We start from the raw sequence: 15,501 nt of genomic DNA, 5'->3' as shown, positions 1-15,501 counted from the left end.
TTTTGTTTAGTAGAGGTTCGGGGCTTTAGGATCTGGCCCGAAGCGGTTGGTTGCCGGGGTGCCGTCCTGGCAGTTGAATGCCAGAATGATCAACCAACCGACAATCGGAATTAACAGCAACAGCAGCCACCAGGCAGAGCGATCGGTGTCGTGCAGGCGACGGAACTGTACTGCCCAAAGCGGCAGGAAAACCAGGACGCTGTAAATCGTGGTGAGCGCACCTTCGTCTTTATAAATGTGTAGCCCAAGCATCTTATCCAGCACGCTTAGCACCGCCGCCAGAACGAAGTTCACCAGATGAAACATCCAGTATTCTTTGCGGCGCGCACGGCCGCCAAACCCAATGTAATTTGTTAGTGCTTTGAAATACCAATCCATTTAAGGCCTGCCTTAATTATCCGACAATCACCTGAACGATAAGCGATCGACTCAAGGATAGTCGTGAATACATTGGCCGTAAATCGTTGTTGTACTGAATATTCCTAACGCTTCCTAAACCGCTCATCGCGCCCGTGCGGCTCGTCTAAATCTTGAGCAGGGCCGATGGAAATAATGCCCGTTGGGTTGATGGTTTTGTGGCTGCAATAATAGTGAGTGCGGATATGCGGGAAGCTTACCGTTTCACGCACGCCGGGTATCTGATAGATATCGCGCAGGAAGCCGTAAAGATTTGGGTAATCACTGATGCGGTACTTATCGCACTTAAAGTGGGTGACGTACACCGGGTCAAAGCGCACCAGAGTGGTCCACAGGCGAATATCCGCTTCGGTCAACTGCTGGCCGGTTAAGTAGCGATGCTGACCGAGGATTTGCTCAAGGCGTGCCAGGGAAGTAAAGACTTTCTCCACGGCTTCGTCATAGGCTTCCTGAGAGGTGGCAAAACCTGATTTGTACACGCCGTTATTTACCGTGTCATAAATCCAGCCGTTCAGCTCATCAATCTCGCTTTTTAAAGCGTCAGGGTAATAATCCCCTGCACGCGCGCCGAGAGCATCAAAGGCCGTATTAAACATACGAATGATTTCTGCGGACTCATTGCTGACTATTGTCTGGTTTTTCTTGTCCCAAAGCACGGGCACCGTCACGCGGCCGGTGTAGTGAGGATCGGCCTGCAGGTAGAGCTGATAGAGAAAATCGTGGTGATAAAGCGTGTCGCCGGTTGCCTCCGGAAAATCCTCGGCAAACGTCCAGCCGTTTTGCAGCATCAGCGGGTTGACGACGGAAACGGAGATAAACGGTTCAAGCCCTTTCAGCTTACGCACAATCAGCGTGCGGTGTGCCCAGGGGCAGGCAAGAGAAACATAAAGATGATAGCGGTCTTTCTCCGCAGCAAATCCCTCTTTTCCCGTTGGGCCGGGTGCGCCGTCGGCGGTTAGCCAGTTGCGGAAGGCGGATTCCGAACGTTTAAAGCGGCCGCCGGTCGATTTGGTGTCGTACCAGACGTCATGCCAGACGCCGTCGATGAGTTGTCCCATTTTTTCTCCTCCTCAATAGCAAAAAAGCGAAGACGGTGTCTTCGCTTTCTCAGTGTTCATCAGTATAGAACGCTTACCATTTTTTATTCAGTACGCGGTCAAGGCTGATGGCGCCCGGGCCGAAGACCGCCAGCAGCAGGTAGCCACCCGCGATGGTGAAGTTCTTCATAAACATAATGGAGTTCACGCCTTCTGCGAAGTTGCTGTGGAACAGGAACGCCGTCAGTACGGTAAACAGCGCGGTAATCAGCGCGGTAGTACGGGTCAGGAAGCCGAACAGAATGGCCAGGCCGCCGCCGAACTCAAGCAGGATGGTCAGCGGCAGCAGTGCGCCCGGCACGCCCATCGCTTCCATGTACTGTTGGGTGCCTGCATAACCGGTGATTTTGCCCCAGCCAGCGGTAATAAACAGGATTGGCATCAGAATACGAGCAACCAGTACGCCAACATCTTCTAATTTTTTCATTTTACTCTCCAGCGGTTCTTTTTTTCCGGCTTACTCGGCCAGGGCTTAAAAGGGGTGCAAACTCCAGTAATTACCGGCGCTTGCTGTCGATGGAGAGGATAATAGACGGGGTGAAAAAGGATTGTTAGCAAGGAAAACTGTCTAAGTCCTTCAAATATCCTGAGTGAACTAAGCGGGAAAAGTAAAACTACGGGGTAAAAGGGCTTGAATGGGGCAAATAAAAACACCGCCAGAGGCGGTGTTTTAAGCTTAGCGCGAGGGCGGATTGAGCGTATTGCGGATAAGTCGCCAGGTGCTCCAGGCGCCAAATCCTCGTTTTGCCCAGCGCATAAATCTGCCCGGGTGCTTCACCGTCCAGATAGCCAGTACGCTACTGGCTATCATGGCGTAGCTACGTAGGCTGAGTAACGTGTTCCAGCCACGATCGTACGGGCCGGTGACCTGCAGCCAGTCGCGTCTTGCCGCGCTGAGATCAAGCCGCTGCTGCTGAACCTGGCTGAGCAGATACGCTTTTCGCTTTGCACGTTCTGCATCGCTCATTACTTATCCTCTTCCAGCAAGGCCCTGTCGTTTTCCAGCTCGCGGCGGGTATGGCGCAGCAGGGTGGATTGACGGGATTTTCGCAGCGTCCAGATACCGCCAATCAGCGCCAGCGACAGCAGTACAACCGTCGTTGCAATCATGGCGTTGAGGCGATACTGCGGGTCGACGGCCCAGATAATCAGGACCATCAGGCTCATTAAGCCAAACGCGGCGAACAGCATGGTCAGGCCGAGCATCAGCAGCAGCTGAACGAGGTGTGATTTCTCCTCTTCCAGCTCAACCACGGCAAGACGAACGCGCGTTTCGACCATGCCGACCAGAATGGTAACCAGCCGTTGGCCAATGCCGAGCACGCTTTTGCCCGGCCCCTGGCTTTGGTGAGAATCCGCCATCTTAACGACGCGCCAGCAGCACACCCAGCACGACGCCTACCGCCGCACCAATGCCAACGCCGGTCCACGGGTTCTCGCGAACGTAATCATCCGCTTTGGCTGCGGCTTCGCGGGTTTGTTTGGCGATGGCTTCGCTGGTTTCACCGAGGCGGTCACGGCTCTCTTTGAGCGTTTTTTCCGCTTTGGTACGCAGTTTATCCAGTTCGGTTTTTGACTTGTCCGTGGAAGCACTCAGGACTTCTTCAAGCGTATCTGCCAGGGATTTCAACTCAGCGCGTAAATGTTCTGACGTAGTATCTTTTGACATAGTTCTCTCCGAGTGTTTGAGGTGGATCCTTAAAGTCTGCGACTACACAATCAGTAATCACGCTTCTCTAAAGCTTTGAGGCTATCTTCTGCTTCTGCAAGTTTCTTTTCGCGTTTGGTGATTTTGTCCGGGTCACCCTTCTGACGGGCTTCAACGAGATCGGCTTTACGCTCTTCGATTTCAGCTTTCTGCTTAGCAATCTTCTTTTGGTGCTCGGCGCGCAGGCCGGCGTCGCTGCAGTTTTCGCGTACTTCGCTCAGGGCTTTTTTCAGACCATCAATACGGTGCTGATTGTTGTGTTTTTCCGCATAGCCAATCTCGCGTTGAATATCCTGCTCTTTCTCGCTGCAAAGGGTATTTGCCTGGGCGGCAGAGGTCAGGGTGAGTAAAGCAAGTGCCAGTACGGTGCGGTAATTCATGGTTAAACCTTCCATTGTAAGATGACTCATAAAAGTATCAGGCGATCATACTCCATGCGTCGTTCCAGAGTGTCGAAAAAGCGCTGATGAATAGCGGTAAAAACAGCTAAAGCATAGTCATGAATTGGCTAAAAACCCAGAAGATGATAGCAAATTCAGACAGAGAGAAAGGAGATTAGCCGAGATGATTGTGGTCAGGGCGCAGAATAGAGAGCCATGCGAGCGCGTCTTTATCGCTGTCCTGCTGGGCAATTACGTACCCTTGCGGCAGCGTGCGGTTCAGCACTTCTTTCGCGGCTTCGCTCTGGGCGCTGGAGTCAAACGTTACCAGCAGCGTGTTGTTGAGCGGCGTAATGCTTTTGAAACGAATGCCGTTGGCATCAAGGTGGTGCCAGACATAAAAACCGTCGGGAATGCTTCCACCCTGCCGTGAGGCACGAATTTCGAGGGTTGAATCCTGATTCTGCATGCTGGACCACACCATCAGCGAAGCAATCGCCAGGGCTCCAACAAGCAGCGCCGCCCTCAGGCGGCGTGTGAACGCTAATTTCATCGAATCCCTCTAGCTACTTTGGCCGCGTTTTTTACGCCAAAGCACGATTAACGAACCGACCAGACCGATGACCAGAAGCACCACCGGGATCAGCATCAGGCACGACATTAAGGCGTCTTCGTACTTCAGGAAGACCGGCGTTTTGCCCAGCAAATAGCCCAGGGTAGTCAGAATCAATATCCACAGCAGGCCGCTCATCCAGTTGAAGAACTGGAAGCGGGTGCTGCTAAGACCCGATAATCCGGCAATAGTTGGCAACAGAGTGCGAACAAAAGCGATAAAGCGGCCAACCAGCAGCGCAGACAGCCCGTGTTTATGGAAGAGCTGGTGTGAACGCTGGTGATAATGGGCCGGCAGGTGCGAAAGCCAGTTTTGCACGAGGCGCGTATTCCCGAGCCAGCGCCCCTGGATGTAGCCAAGCCAGCTGCCGAGGCTCGCGGCAATGGTGAGCAGCGCGATCGTTTCCGGGAAACCCATTGTTCCTTTGGCAATCAGAACGCCGACCAGCACCAACAGGCTATCGCCGGGTAAAAACGCCGCCGGAAGCAGGCCGTTCTCAAGAAATAAAATCATGAACAGCACAAAATAGAGCATGCCAATCATTGACGGATTGGAGAGCGTTTCAAAATCCTGGCTCCAGAGAGCGGAGAGCAGTTGAGTCAGTAGTTCCATTCAGGGTTCCTGGCACTTCGTTTAGGTCGCCGGTGTAAACGGATGAGCAGAATGCAGCATGGTTTTTATTATCATTTGCTGGCTACAACCCACTGCCCGCGCCGCTGAGTCGAAATAACATGACCTGAAACGACAGCGAGAGGGCGCGAAGCCCACACAGACGGTGAAATTGCATCTAATTGTAACAAAACTACGCGTTACACGTCACAGTATTTGCAGTTCGTTGAGCAATGATTTTGCTTACTGGGGGAGAGGCTGGCGAGGGTATTTACAAACGCTGACACTATTTATGGTTTGCTTACCCTCGGCGGGAAAAATGACTATTTTTGACCGTTTGCGGCCGTATCCAGATGAACCACCGGATTTTCAGCAAATAAATAGCGGTCGGCGTTGAATTCAAAATCGTCGCTGGTGGCGTTAAACAGCATCTGGCGGGTATTTTCGAGGTGCTGCCACATGGCCAGCTTAGCTGCATGAGAATCTTTTCGAATCAGTGCTTTAAGAATCTGATCGTGGTCGTCGCACCAGTTATCCACCGGGCGCATATCGATGTGTTCGTGCAGTTTCTTCCAGTATGGATTGTGAACTCGATGGCTCCACATTTTTTCTACGATGGTGGCCAGCGCGCCGTTTTGCGTTGCCAGCGCAACCTGCACATGAAACTGGAGATCCCACTCTGAATCACGAAACGTTTGCTCGTTTCGCGCCTTTTCCTGGATCTCCATCAGCTTCACAATATCCTGCTTGGTGACCTGGGTGGCGGCAAACTCGGCAATATTGCTCTCAATAAGCTGCCTCGCCTGCAAAAGTTCGAAAGGGCCATAATTGGCAAATTCAAAGCGCTCGTCCGGCACGGTCATGTACTTCGCCTGGCTGGACATGACGTGAATGCCTGAGCCTTTACGCACTTCAACGTATCCTTCAACTTCCAGCATGATAATCGCTTCACGGACAACGGTGCGGCTGACGTTTTTTTCTTCCGCAATGTAACGCTCCGCAGGCAGTTTTTCTCCGACCCGGTAAACACCTGTTTCAATACGTTGCTTAAGTTCGGCGGCGAGCTGCTGGTAAAGGCGGCGGGGTTCAATGGCGTCCATAAGTTGCTCCGGAAGAGGGCTGCGCGTGAGTGAATTTGTTATACCACTTTTTCCGATAGCGCTCTAGCAACGAGGGTGAGAAATGCCGCCCGTAGGCGACATCAGAGATCAGGATTGTGTCACGGCGTTTGGCACGACGCTCTCGGCCGCAAGTTCGCTGGCAGACTGGTTTTTCAGCACCGTCCAGATAACAATCGCGCCGAGAAGATCGAACACGGCAAGCGCCGCGAAGAGCGGGCTGAAGCCCATTGTGTCGGCCAGGGCACCTACAACCAGAGCAAACAGCGTGCTGGCAGTCCAGGCTGCCATTCCCGTCAGTCCGTTAGCCGTCGCCACCTCGTTACGCCCGAAAACGTCGGAAGACAGGGTGATTAACGCGCCGGACAGCGCCTGGTGTGCAAATCCGCCCACGCAGAGCAAAGCAATCGCCACGTAAGGGCTGGTAAACAGGCCAATGGTGCCAGGGCCAATCATCAATACCGCGCCCATCGTCACGACCAGCTTGCGGGAAACAATCAGGTTGACGCCAAACCAGCGCTGGAACAGCGGCGGCAAATAACCCCCAAGAATGCAGCCAAAGTCGGCGAAAAGCATCGGCATCCACGCGAACATCGCAATCTCTTTCAGATTAAAGCCGTAGGCTTTAAACATGAACAGAGGGATCCAGGCGTTGAATGTGCCCCACGCAGGTTCTGCCAGGAAGCGCGGCAGAGCGATGCCCCAGAACTGGCGGTTGCGCAGGATTTTCCAGGCCGACATCTTTTTCGTGTTATCAGTCTGGTGATGGGCTTCCTGGCCGCTAATGATGTATTCGCGCTCTTCGCTGGAGAGCTTTTTCTGATCACGCGGATTTTTATAGAACCACAGCCAGACCATTGCCCAGATAAAACTCAGCACGCCGGTTATCATAAATGCCATCTGCCAGCTGTGCATCACAATGGCCCAGACCACCAGCGGCGGGGCAATCATTGCCCCAATGGAAGAGCCCACGTTGAAGTAGCCCACCGCAATAGAGCGCTCTTTGGCGGGGAACCACTCGCTGCTGGCCTTTAATCCGGCGGGGATCATCGCCGCTTCAGCGGCACCGACCGCGCCACGGGCTAGCGCCAGGCCGCCCCAGCTACCCGCGAGAGCGGTTGCGCCACAGAATATCGCCCAGGCCACGGCAAACACCGCGTAGCCAACTTTGGTGCCGAGCACGTCCAGCAGGTAGCCAGCAACCGGCTGCATAATGGTATAACAAGCTGAATAAGCTGCAATGATCCACGAATACTGCTGCGTGGTGATATTCAGCTCGCTCATCAGCGTGGGGGCCGCAACGGCCACCGTGTTACGGGTCAGATAGCCCAGCACGGTGCCCAGCGTCACTAGCGCTATCATGTACCAGCGTAAGCCTTTAATTTTTCGCATTTATAACCCCATCCCGTCTTTATTGTGAACGTTGTTCCAGGTAAACCGGCTGCCGTTCCTGCTCTTGTCACCTATGGGCCGTGGCAAGCGTTGCCCGGCAAGAGGTACTGCGACGGCTTGAAAGATAACTTGTCATACATCTTTATAAGTTGAGTGATATCACAAAAGCATTTTCAGGTAATACCATGCTGGATAGCGGCTTGAAGCCAGAAATGGTGCGGGATTTAGCCCTGTTTTGCCGTGAGAAGGCGGGATTGATGTGTCTGTTTTGTGAGCTTTAACGCAAAATTGAGGTCGTTGCCTAAAAATTGGTGTGATAACTTTGTTCCATCATGCACAAGCACAGAAACGCTCTTTGCTGAGGACGCTCCACTATGGCCCCGTTTATGACCGAAGATTTTCTTCTTGATACCGAATTCGCCCGCCGCCTGTATCACGACTACGCGAAATCACAGCCCATTTTTGACTACCACTGCCATCTGCCGCCGCAGCAAATAGCCGACAACTATCGCTTTAAAAACCTGTATGACATCTGGCTGAAAGGGGATCACTACAAGTGGCGCGCGATGCGCACTAACGGCGTGGCCGAGCGGCTTTGTACCGGCGATGCCAGCGATCGCGAAAAGTTTGACGCCTGGGCGGCAACGGTGCCGCACACCCTTGGCAATCCGCTGTATCACTGGACGCATCTGGAGCTGCGCCGCCCGTTTGGCATCACCGGCAAGCTGTTTTCCCCGGCAACGGCGGATGAAATCTGGCATCAGTGCAACGGGCTGCTGGAGCAGGACGCATTCACCGCCCGCGGCATCATGCAGCAGATGAACGTGAAAATGGTGGGGACAACCGACGATCCGGTGGACTCTCTGGAGCACCACGCCGCCGTAGCTAAAGACGGCAGCTTCGACGTCAAAGTGCTGCCGAGCTGGCGCCCGGACAAGGCCTTTAATATCGAGCAGGCAACGTTCAGCGACTACATTTCGACGCTGTCAGCGGTTTCTGATACCGACATCCGCCGCTTCGGCGATCTTCAGGCGGCGTTAGGTAAAAGACTCGATCATTTTGCCGCCCACGGCTGCAAGGTTGCCGACCATGCGCTGGACGTGGTGGTCTTTGCCGAAGCGGATGAAGCCACGCTGGACGCTATTCTTGCCCGTCGTCTGGCGGGTAATCCGGTCAATGAAACCGAAGCCGCGCAGTTTAAAACGGCGGTGCTGGCGTGGCTGGGAACCGAATACGCCCGTCGCGGCTGGGTGCAGCAGTACCACATCGGCGCGCTGCGCAATAATAACCAGCGCCAGTTCCGCCTGCTGGGGCCGGACGTAGGCTTTGATTCCATCAACGATCGCCCGCTGGCCGAGCCGCTGTCGAAGCTGCTGAGCAAACAGAATGAGGAAAATCTGTTGCCTAAAACCATTCTCTACTGCCTCAATCCACGAGACAACGAAGTGATTGGTACGATGGTCGGTAACTTCCAGGGCGAGGGCATGCCGGGAAAAATGCAGTTCGGATCCGGCTGGTGGTTTAACGATCAGAAAGACGGTATGGAACGGCAAATGACCCAGCTTGCACAGCTCGGCCTGCTGAGCCGTTTTGTCGGTATGCTGACCGACAGCCGCAGCTTCCTCTCCTACACCCGTCACGAATACTTCCGCCGCATTTTGTGCCGCATGCTTGGCCATTGGGTGCAGGCGGGCGAAGTGCCTGAAGATTTGCCGCTGTTAGGGGAGATGGTGCAAAACATCTGCTTCAACAACGCCCGCGACTACTTTGCCATTGAGCTGAACTGAGGCTGAGATGCGATATATCAGGATCCATGCGCTGGATAACGTTGCGGTTGCGTTGGTGGACCTGGCGGAGGGCGAAGAGGTGGGCGCTGCGGCGGAAACTTTCAGGCTTCGACAGCCGATCGCCCGTGGCCACAAGTTCGCGCTCCAGCCGATTGCCGAAGGGGCAAACGTCGTGAAGTACGGCCTGCCGATAGGCCACGCGCTTTGCGATGTCGCCGCCGGGGAGCATCTTCATTCCCATAACCTGCGCACTAACCTTAATGATGTCGATGAATATCGCTACCAGCCGGAAATAGTGCCAGCGGTGGAACCTTTCGTCGACCGTGAGGTAAACATTTATCGCCGTAGCAACGGCGCGGTTGGCATCCGCAATGAGCTATGGGTCCTGCCCACCGTCGGCTGCGTGAACGGCATTGCGCGGCAAATGCTGAGCCGTTTTCTGCAGCAGACGGGCAATGCGCCGGATATCGACGGGGCCTGGCTGTTCAGCCACCAGTTTGGCTGCTCTCAGCTGGGCGACGATCATCTCAACACCCGCACCATGCTGCAAAACATGGTGCATCACCCGAACGCAGGTGCGGTGCTGGTGGTCGGCCTGGGCTGCGAAAACAACCAAATTAGCGCGTTCCGCGAAACCTTAGGGGAATACGACCCTGAGCGCGTCCATTTCATGGCACTTCAGCAGCAGGACGATGAGGTTGAAGCCGGGCTGGAGCATCTGCACGCTTTGTATGAGGCAATGCGCCACGACAGGCGCGAACCGGGCAAACTGAGCGAGCTGAAATTCGGGCTCGAATGCGGCGGCTCGGACGGCCTCTCCGGCATTACCGCGAACCCGATGCTGGGCCGTTTTTCTGACTATGTCGTAGCGAACGGCGGCACGACGGTGCTGACGGAAGTACCGGAAATGTTTGGCGCGGAGAGGCTGCTGATGAGCCACTGTCGTGACGAAGCCACGTTCGAGAAAACGGTGGCGATGATCAACGACTTCAAACGCTATTTTATCGAGCACCGGCAGCCTATTTATGAGAATCCCTCCCCGGGCAACAAAGCGGGCGGGATCACCACGCTCGAAGAGAAATCGCTCGGCTGTACGCAGAAGGCCGGTGAAAGCCAAATCGTTGACGTCCTTCGCTATGGCGAAAGGTTAAAACAGGCTGGATTAAACCTGCTGAGCGCGCCCGGCAACGATGCTGTTGCTACCAGCGCTTTAGCGGGGGCAGGCTGCCACATGGTGTTGTTTAGCACCGGGCGCGGAACGCCCTACGGCGGGTTTGTGCCAACGGTGAAAATTGCCACTAACAGCGAGCTGGCCGCGAAGAAACCGCACTGGATCGATTTTGACGCCGGGAAGCTGCTGCACGGCAGCACCCTGCCGGATCTGCTGGAGAAGTTTATCGGGACGATCGTTGAGAAAGTTAACGGCGCGCCAACCTGCAACGAGAAAAATGATTTCCGCGAGCTGGCGCTGTTTAAGAGTGGTGTCACTTTATGAATTCCCGGTCCCGTCTCTTACACACATAGCCTTTTTAAATCTTCCGGGAGATATATTTCACTTCTCAGTGATCCCGTTCACCTGCAGATCAGTTTTCCCTGCACGTTCAGATCACGGTGAACGTGTCCGGGGGATAACGCCATCCCCCGAACAGCCCCGGCGCCCGGCGAGCTCATCGCCGCTGAAGCGGTAAACCCACCGGCTATCACCCAAACATTCGGGGTCGTTCGCGATTCGTTCCCGACGATCGCTCTCTTTCGCTGCTCCCGGCAGCTCAACCCCGCCTGAGTTGGGTCATAACCGGGGGCGATGAGAGCCGGGAGGCAATTCAACCCTCACCCCGGCCCTCTCCCAGAGGGAGAGGGGGAACACAGACGATGGGAAACATTGTTTATCCCCTCTCCCTTTTAGGGAGAGGGTCAGGGTGAGGGTAAAAACCAGAAGCGACGCTGGAAGTGAACGTAATTTGCGCCGCCCCTTCATAATCGTAAATATTTTGACTAATAGACCTATTCCGGGCGATGTGAAAGCATTAACCGCGTAGCGGATCGGCCTTCGCCAGACGGGCATCCTCGGCCTGACAAACGGCAGCGGTAAAGATAACGTCGGTAGAAGAGTTCAGCGCGGTTTCACAGGAATCCTGCAATACGCCAATGATGAAGCCTACCGCCACCACCTGCATGGCAATCTCATTCGGGATGCCAAACATGCCGCAGGCCAGCGGGATCAGCAACAGCGAACCGCCCGCCACACCAGAAGCCCCACAGGCGCAAAGTGAAGCCACCACGCTCAGCAGCAGCGCGGTGGGCAGATCCACCGGTACGCCCAGCGTGTGCACTGCAGCCAGCGTCAGCACCGTAATCGTTATTGCGGCCCCGGCCATATTGATGGTTGCTCCCAGCGGAATCGACACTGAATAAGTATCACGATCCAGGTTCATCTTCTGGCACATGCTCATGTTGACCGGAATGTTCGCCGCCGAGCTGCGGGTAAAGAACGCGGTCACGCCGCTCTCGCGCAGGCAGGCCAGCACCAGCGGGTACGGGTTACGGCGAGTGGTGATAAACACCAGCAGCGGGTTGATGATCAGCGCCACGCCGAACATGCAGCCCAGCAGCACCAGCAGCAGCTGGGCGTAGCTCCAGAGCGTGGAGAAACCGGTCGTGGCGAGCGTAGAGGCGACCAGGCCGAAGATCCCGATTGGCGCAAAGCGGATAACCACCTTCACGATAAAGGTCACCGCGTCAGACAAATCGTTCACCAGGCTTTTGGTGGTTTCGCTGCCGTGGCGCAGGGCAAAGCCCAGGCCAACGGCCCATACCAGAATGCCGATGTAGTTGGCGTTCAGCACGGCGTCTATCGGGTTGGCAATCGTGCTCATCAACAGGCCGTGTATCACTTCGACGATCCCTGACGGCGGCGAAATATCCGTGGCGCTGCTGGTCAGGTGAAGCGTGGAAGGGAACATAAAGCTAACGACGACCGCCGTCAGCGCGGCGGAGAACGTGCCCAGCAGGTACAGCACCAGAATTGGGCGGATATTGGTTTTTTGGCCGTGCTGGTGGTTAGCGATAGAAGCCATCACCAGCGTAAGGACCAGCACCGGCGCCACGGCTTTGAGCGCGCCGACGAACAGCGTCCCGAGCAGGCCGGTTGCCACGGCGGCGGGTTTGGAGACCAGCGCGAGCACAATGCCCAGCACCAGGCCAACGAGAATTTGTTTTACGAGGCTGCCGCGGGCAAAGCGCTGCAGTAATCCAGAAGCTTGCGAACTCATGAATACCTTCCTGTGTGTCAGTGATGTCGTTCCGTTCCGCGTGCGCAGTGGGCTGCGTCTGGGCGGTTGTAAGAAAATGTGTTTGCCCGCTGAGTATAAGGAAAAGCGGTAAAGGAAAAAGCATTTCAAGCTGGAATTGCGTTCAGCGTTAGATTTCGCAACTGATCATTAACATTCATGTGACATATTCAGCAATTTGGGACGATGGCGGTTTGCCAGAATGAAAAAGGGGCATTACGCCCCTTTTTTACGGTGAGATGTTGGCTTACTCCGCCGGCTTCTTCTGGTCGTTACGGTGGTTTACCCAGGCGTTGATAATCAGCGTACCCGCCAGAATACCGCCCACCACGCCCAGCGAAACGGCGATTGGGATATGGTAGAAATCGACGATCAGCATCTTGATGCCGATAAACACCAGGATAACCGACAGGCCATACTTCAGCATTGAGAAGCGTTCTGCCACGCCGGCCAGCAGGAAGTACATGGCGCGCAGGCCGAGGATGGCGAACAGGTTAGACGTCAGCACGATGAACGGATCGGTGGTCACCGCGAAGATTGCCGGAATGCTGTCTACCGCGAAAATCACATCGCTCAGCTCCACCAGAATCAGCACCAGCAACAGCGGCGTAGCGTACAGCAGGCCGTTCTGGCGGACGAAGAAACGTTCGTTCTCGATCTTATCGGTCATGCGCAGGTGGCCGCGCAGCCAGCGCACCAGCGGCTTGTCGCCGATACCGGTGTCATCTTCCTTCGCCAGCGCCATCTTAATCCCGGTAAACAGCAGGAAGGCGCCAAACACATACAGCAGCCATTCGAACTGGGTAATCAGCCAGCTACCGCCGAAGATCATGATGGTTCTCAGCACGATAGCGCCAAGCACGCCGTAGACCAGCACTCGCCGCTGCAGCGCGGCAGGCACGGCAAAATAGCTGAACAGCATCAGCCAGACGAAGACGTTATCGACCGCAAGGGCTTTTTCAATCAGATAACCGGTGAGGAAGGCCAGCGCCTGAGTGTCCGCCACTTCGCGGCCAGCGGTACCGCTGAGATACCACCAGAAGGCGAGGTTAAACAGCAGGGAAAGTGAAACCCAGACCAGCGACCAGACGGCCGCCTGCTTCATTGACATGGTTTGCGAGCCACGGCGGCCCTGAACCAGGAGATCGATCGCCAGCATGATGGCGACCACGACGGCGAAGCTGCCCCAGAGCAGCGGAGTACCGACAGTATGCATAATGAGATTCCTTGAAAACAAAAACGGCTAACATCAGAAGACGCCAGCCGCTTTCGCTTGCAACAGGGATCTCGCCTTCCGGCAAGGTCTCACTTACGACGTTTTAACGTCGCCCGGCAACCGGATGCTTTCGCATCGTAATGACGATTAACCGGCAATGAAGTTACTCCCCTTTGCAGGTAACAAAATATGACAAGCAACGGCTTTGGTCAATATTTTGTTACCTGGTTTTCTGCAAAATTCATTATGCCGTGGCCTGCTGGCTCACATCGTCTGCCGGGAACTTAACCCCTGTCTGGCGGCGAATTTCGGTCGCCAGCGCCGACGTGATGCGCGATGTCACCAGCCCGGCGTGATTGACCTCATTCTCTTCCACCAGGCGGGCAAACGTCTCCGCTTCGTACAGCATAGTATTGATATGCTGCGGCAGCGTCAGATCCTGCGGTTTGCCGCCGCGCGGAATAAATGTGACGCGCTGGCATTCGGAAATTTTTTCAATCACCAGCGAACCGGCTTCGCCCTGAATTTCGCTTGGGATCGTCGAGTCGCTCACTTTGGAGTGCATCAGGGTGACGTCGAAATCGCCGTAGTTCAGCTGAACGGTGCCGTGAGCGTCCACGCCGCTGTCCAGCAGGGAAGCCGTGGCGTGAACGGAGTGCGGTTCACCCCACAATGCAGCCGCCGAGGCCAGCACGTAGAAGCCGATGTCCATGATGGAGCCGTTGGAAAACGCCGGATTAAAGGTGTTTGGGTTTTCACCGTCCAGGTAGCGCTGGTAGCGCGAAGAATACTGGCAGTAGTTGAGCAGCACCTTACGGATTTTCCCCACCTTCGGCAGCGCCTGCTGCAGCGCGATAAAGTTTGGCAGGCTGGCGGTTTTAAACGCCTCGAACAGCACCACCTGGTTTTCACGGGCGCAGGCGATAGCCGCTTCGACTTCCGCAAGATTAGACGCCAGCGGCTTCTCGCAGATAACGTGTTTTTTGTGGCTGAGGAACAGCAGGCTCTGCGGGCCGTGCAGCGAGTTTGGGCTGGCGATGTACACCGCGTCGATGACATCGCTCTTCGCCAGCTCGTCCAGCGAAGTAAACAGGTGCTCGACCGGGTAATCGTTGGCGAAGGCCTGCGCCTGCTCCAGGCTACGGGAATACACCGCGGTCAGCTTATATTTGCCGCTCTCATGGGCGGCATCCACGAACTGGCGGGTTATCCAGTTGGTTCCAATCACAGCGAAACGTATCATAAACGAGTGCATTCTCCGGAAGTCGATAATCAATAAGTCAGGGAGCTAATCAGGCCGCGCCGCTAAGCGCCAGCTGCGTAAGCCAAAGTCGTGTATCGAATTCTAACTGGTGATACTGCGGTTCCATATGACAGCACAAGGAGTAAAACGCTTTGTTGTGATCCTTCTCCTTAAGATGCGCCAGCTCGTGGACCACAATCATACGTAGAAAGGCTTCGGGCGCAGTGCGAAACACCGTCGCCACGCGAATTTCCGCCTTGGCTTTCAGCTTATTGCCCTGCACGCGTGAAATGGCGGTATGCAGCCCGAGCGCGTTGTTCAGCACGTGAATTTTGCTGTCATAAGCGACTTTATTTATCGGCGGTGCGTTGCGCAGAAACTGGCTTTTCAACTCCTGAGTGTAGGCATAAAGCGCTTTATCGGTCGCGATGTTGTGCCCCTGCGGGTAGCGCTTTTCCAGCACCGCGCCGAGGCGCTGCTCGCGAATCAGGGTGCGCACCTGCGAGAGCAAATGCTCCGGATAACCGCTTAAATAAATCAGTTCGCTCATGCTTGTCTCAGGTTGAGGGAAAAAAAGGTATACTCTCGCCCCCGCTATGGGGATATCACCAAACTTTACCATCCAGGAGGG

General features: G+C 55.2%; 17 protein-coding genes. 2 read left to right on the top strand and 15 right to left on the bottom strand.

The window, feature by feature from the left end; all coding sequences use genetic code 11:
- Positions 1 to 6: 6 nt before the first annotated feature.
- The 11 genes from JT31_RS09625 to JT31_RS09575 all read right to left on the bottom strand — a co-directional run bounded on the left by JT31_RS09625 (position 7) and on the right by JT31_RS09575 (position 7,334).
- Complete coding sequence (locus tag JT31_RS09625) at positions 7 to 378, bottom strand: DUF805 domain-containing protein (RefSeq protein WP_038476082.1); 372 nt, start codon at positions 376 to 378, stop codon at positions 7 to 9.
- A 104-nt stretch (positions 379 to 482) separates the two neighbouring features.
- On the bottom strand, positions 483 to 1,475 hold the full coding sequence (locus JT31_RS09620) for a glutathione S-transferase family protein (protein ID WP_038476079.1): 993 nt from the start codon (positions 1,473 to 1,475) through the stop codon (positions 483 to 485).
- A 73-nt stretch (positions 1,476 to 1,548) separates the two neighbouring features.
- Positions 1,549 to 1,941, bottom strand: a complete 393-nt coding sequence (locus JT31_RS09615) for a DoxX family protein (RefSeq protein ID WP_038476076.1) — start codon at positions 1,939 to 1,941, stop codon at positions 1,549 to 1,551.
- A gap of 249 nt (positions 1,942 to 2,190) precedes the next feature.
- The gene (locus JT31_RS09610; RefSeq protein WP_038476073.1) at positions 2,191 to 2,481 is read right to left on the bottom strand and encodes a YqjK-like family protein; all 291 of its coding nucleotides are present in this window, start codon (positions 2,479 to 2,481) and stop codon (positions 2,191 to 2,193) included.
- Entirely contained in the window at positions 2,481 to 2,876 is a 396-nt protein-coding gene (locus JT31_RS09605; RefSeq protein WP_038476070.1) for a phage holin family protein, read from the bottom strand. Before JT31_RS09605 ends, JT31_RS09610 begins: the two co-directional genes overlap by 1 nt.
- 1 nt (position 2,877) lies before the next feature.
- Positions 2,878 to 3,183, bottom strand: coding sequence for a DUF883 family protein (locus JT31_RS09600; protein WP_038476066.1), 306 nt, complete (start codon positions 3,181 to 3,183; stop codon positions 2,878 to 2,880).
- Between the two features lie 50 nt (positions 3,184 to 3,233).
- Positions 3,234 to 3,602 carry a DUF1090 domain-containing protein gene (locus JT31_RS09595; protein WP_038476063.1) on the bottom strand — a complete coding sequence of 123 codons (369 nt, stop codon included), beginning with the start codon at positions 3,600 to 3,602 and terminating at the stop codon, positions 3,234 to 3,236.
- 175 nt (positions 3,603 to 3,777) lie between these two features.
- Entirely contained in the window at positions 3,778 to 4,155 is a 378-nt protein-coding gene (gene mzrA, locus JT31_RS09590; RefSeq protein WP_038476060.1) for an EnvZ/OmpR regulon moderator MzrA, read from the bottom strand.
- A gap of 9 nt (positions 4,156 to 4,164) precedes the next feature.
- Entirely contained in the window at positions 4,165 to 4,827 is a 663-nt protein-coding gene (gene yqjA / locus JT31_RS09585; protein ID WP_038476057.1) for a DedA family general envelope maintenance protein YqjA, read from the bottom strand.
- A 320-nt stretch (positions 4,828 to 5,147) separates the two neighbouring features.
- The gene (gene exuR, locus JT31_RS09580; protein WP_038476054.1) at positions 5,148 to 5,924 is read right to left on the bottom strand and encodes a transcriptional regulator ExuR; all 777 of its coding nucleotides are present in this window, start codon (positions 5,922 to 5,924) and stop codon (positions 5,148 to 5,150) included.
- A 108-nt stretch (positions 5,925 to 6,032) separates the two neighbouring features.
- Positions 6,033 to 7,334: an MFS transporter gene (locus JT31_RS09575; protein ID WP_038476051.1), complete on the bottom strand. Its 1,302-nt coding sequence runs from the start codon at positions 7,332 to 7,334 to the stop codon at positions 6,033 to 6,035.
- A 374-nt stretch (positions 7,335 to 7,708) separates the two neighbouring features.
- Here JT31_RS09575 and uxaC point away from each other — a divergent pair, with 374 nt between their 5' ends.
- The gene (uxaC, locus tag JT31_RS09570) at positions 7,709 to 9,121 is read left to right on the top strand and encodes a glucuronate isomerase (protein WP_038476048.1); all 1,413 of its coding nucleotides are present in this window, start codon (positions 7,709 to 7,711) and stop codon (positions 9,119 to 9,121) included.
- Positions 9,122 to 9,128: 7 nt separating this feature from the next.
- Entirely contained in the window at positions 9,129 to 10,616 is a 1,488-nt protein-coding gene (locus tag JT31_RS09565; RefSeq protein ID WP_038476045.1) for a UxaA family hydrolase, read from the top strand.
- 532 nt (positions 10,617 to 11,148) lie between these two features.
- On the opposite strand, the gene sstT is transcribed toward JT31_RS09565, so the two are convergent.
- The 4 genes from sstT to JT31_RS09545 all read right to left on the bottom strand — a co-directional run bounded on the left by sstT (position 11,149) and on the right by JT31_RS09545 (position 15,420).
- Positions 11,149 to 12,393 (bottom strand): serine/threonine transporter SstT, encoded by a 1,245-nt coding sequence (sstT, locus tag JT31_RS09560; RefSeq protein ID WP_038476042.1) that lies wholly within the window; start codon positions 12,391 to 12,393, stop codon positions 11,149 to 11,151.
- 265 nt (positions 12,394 to 12,658) lie between these two features.
- On the bottom strand, positions 12,659 to 13,627 hold the full coding sequence (locus JT31_RS09555) for a TerC family protein (protein WP_038476039.1): 969 nt from the start codon (positions 13,625 to 13,627) through the stop codon (positions 12,659 to 12,661).
- Positions 13,628 to 13,871: 244 nt separating this feature from the next.
- Positions 13,872 to 14,870 carry a Gfo/Idh/MocA family protein gene (locus JT31_RS09550; protein ID WP_038482987.1) on the bottom strand — a complete coding sequence of 333 codons (999 nt, stop codon included), beginning with the start codon at positions 14,868 to 14,870 and terminating at the stop codon, positions 13,872 to 13,874.
- A 49-nt stretch (positions 14,871 to 14,919) separates the two neighbouring features.
- Positions 14,920 to 15,420, bottom strand: a complete 501-nt coding sequence (locus tag JT31_RS09545) for a M48 family metallopeptidase (RefSeq protein WP_038476036.1) — start codon at positions 15,418 to 15,420, stop codon at positions 14,920 to 14,922.
- Between the last annotated feature and the right edge of the window lie 81 nt (positions 15,421 to 15,501).

The organism is Cedecea neteri, from assembly GCF_000757825.1.
GTDB lineage: Bacteria > Pseudomonadota > Gammaproteobacteria > Enterobacterales > Enterobacteriaceae > Cedecea > Cedecea selenatireducens.
This window is presented reverse-complemented; position numbering and strand designations above follow the sequence as displayed.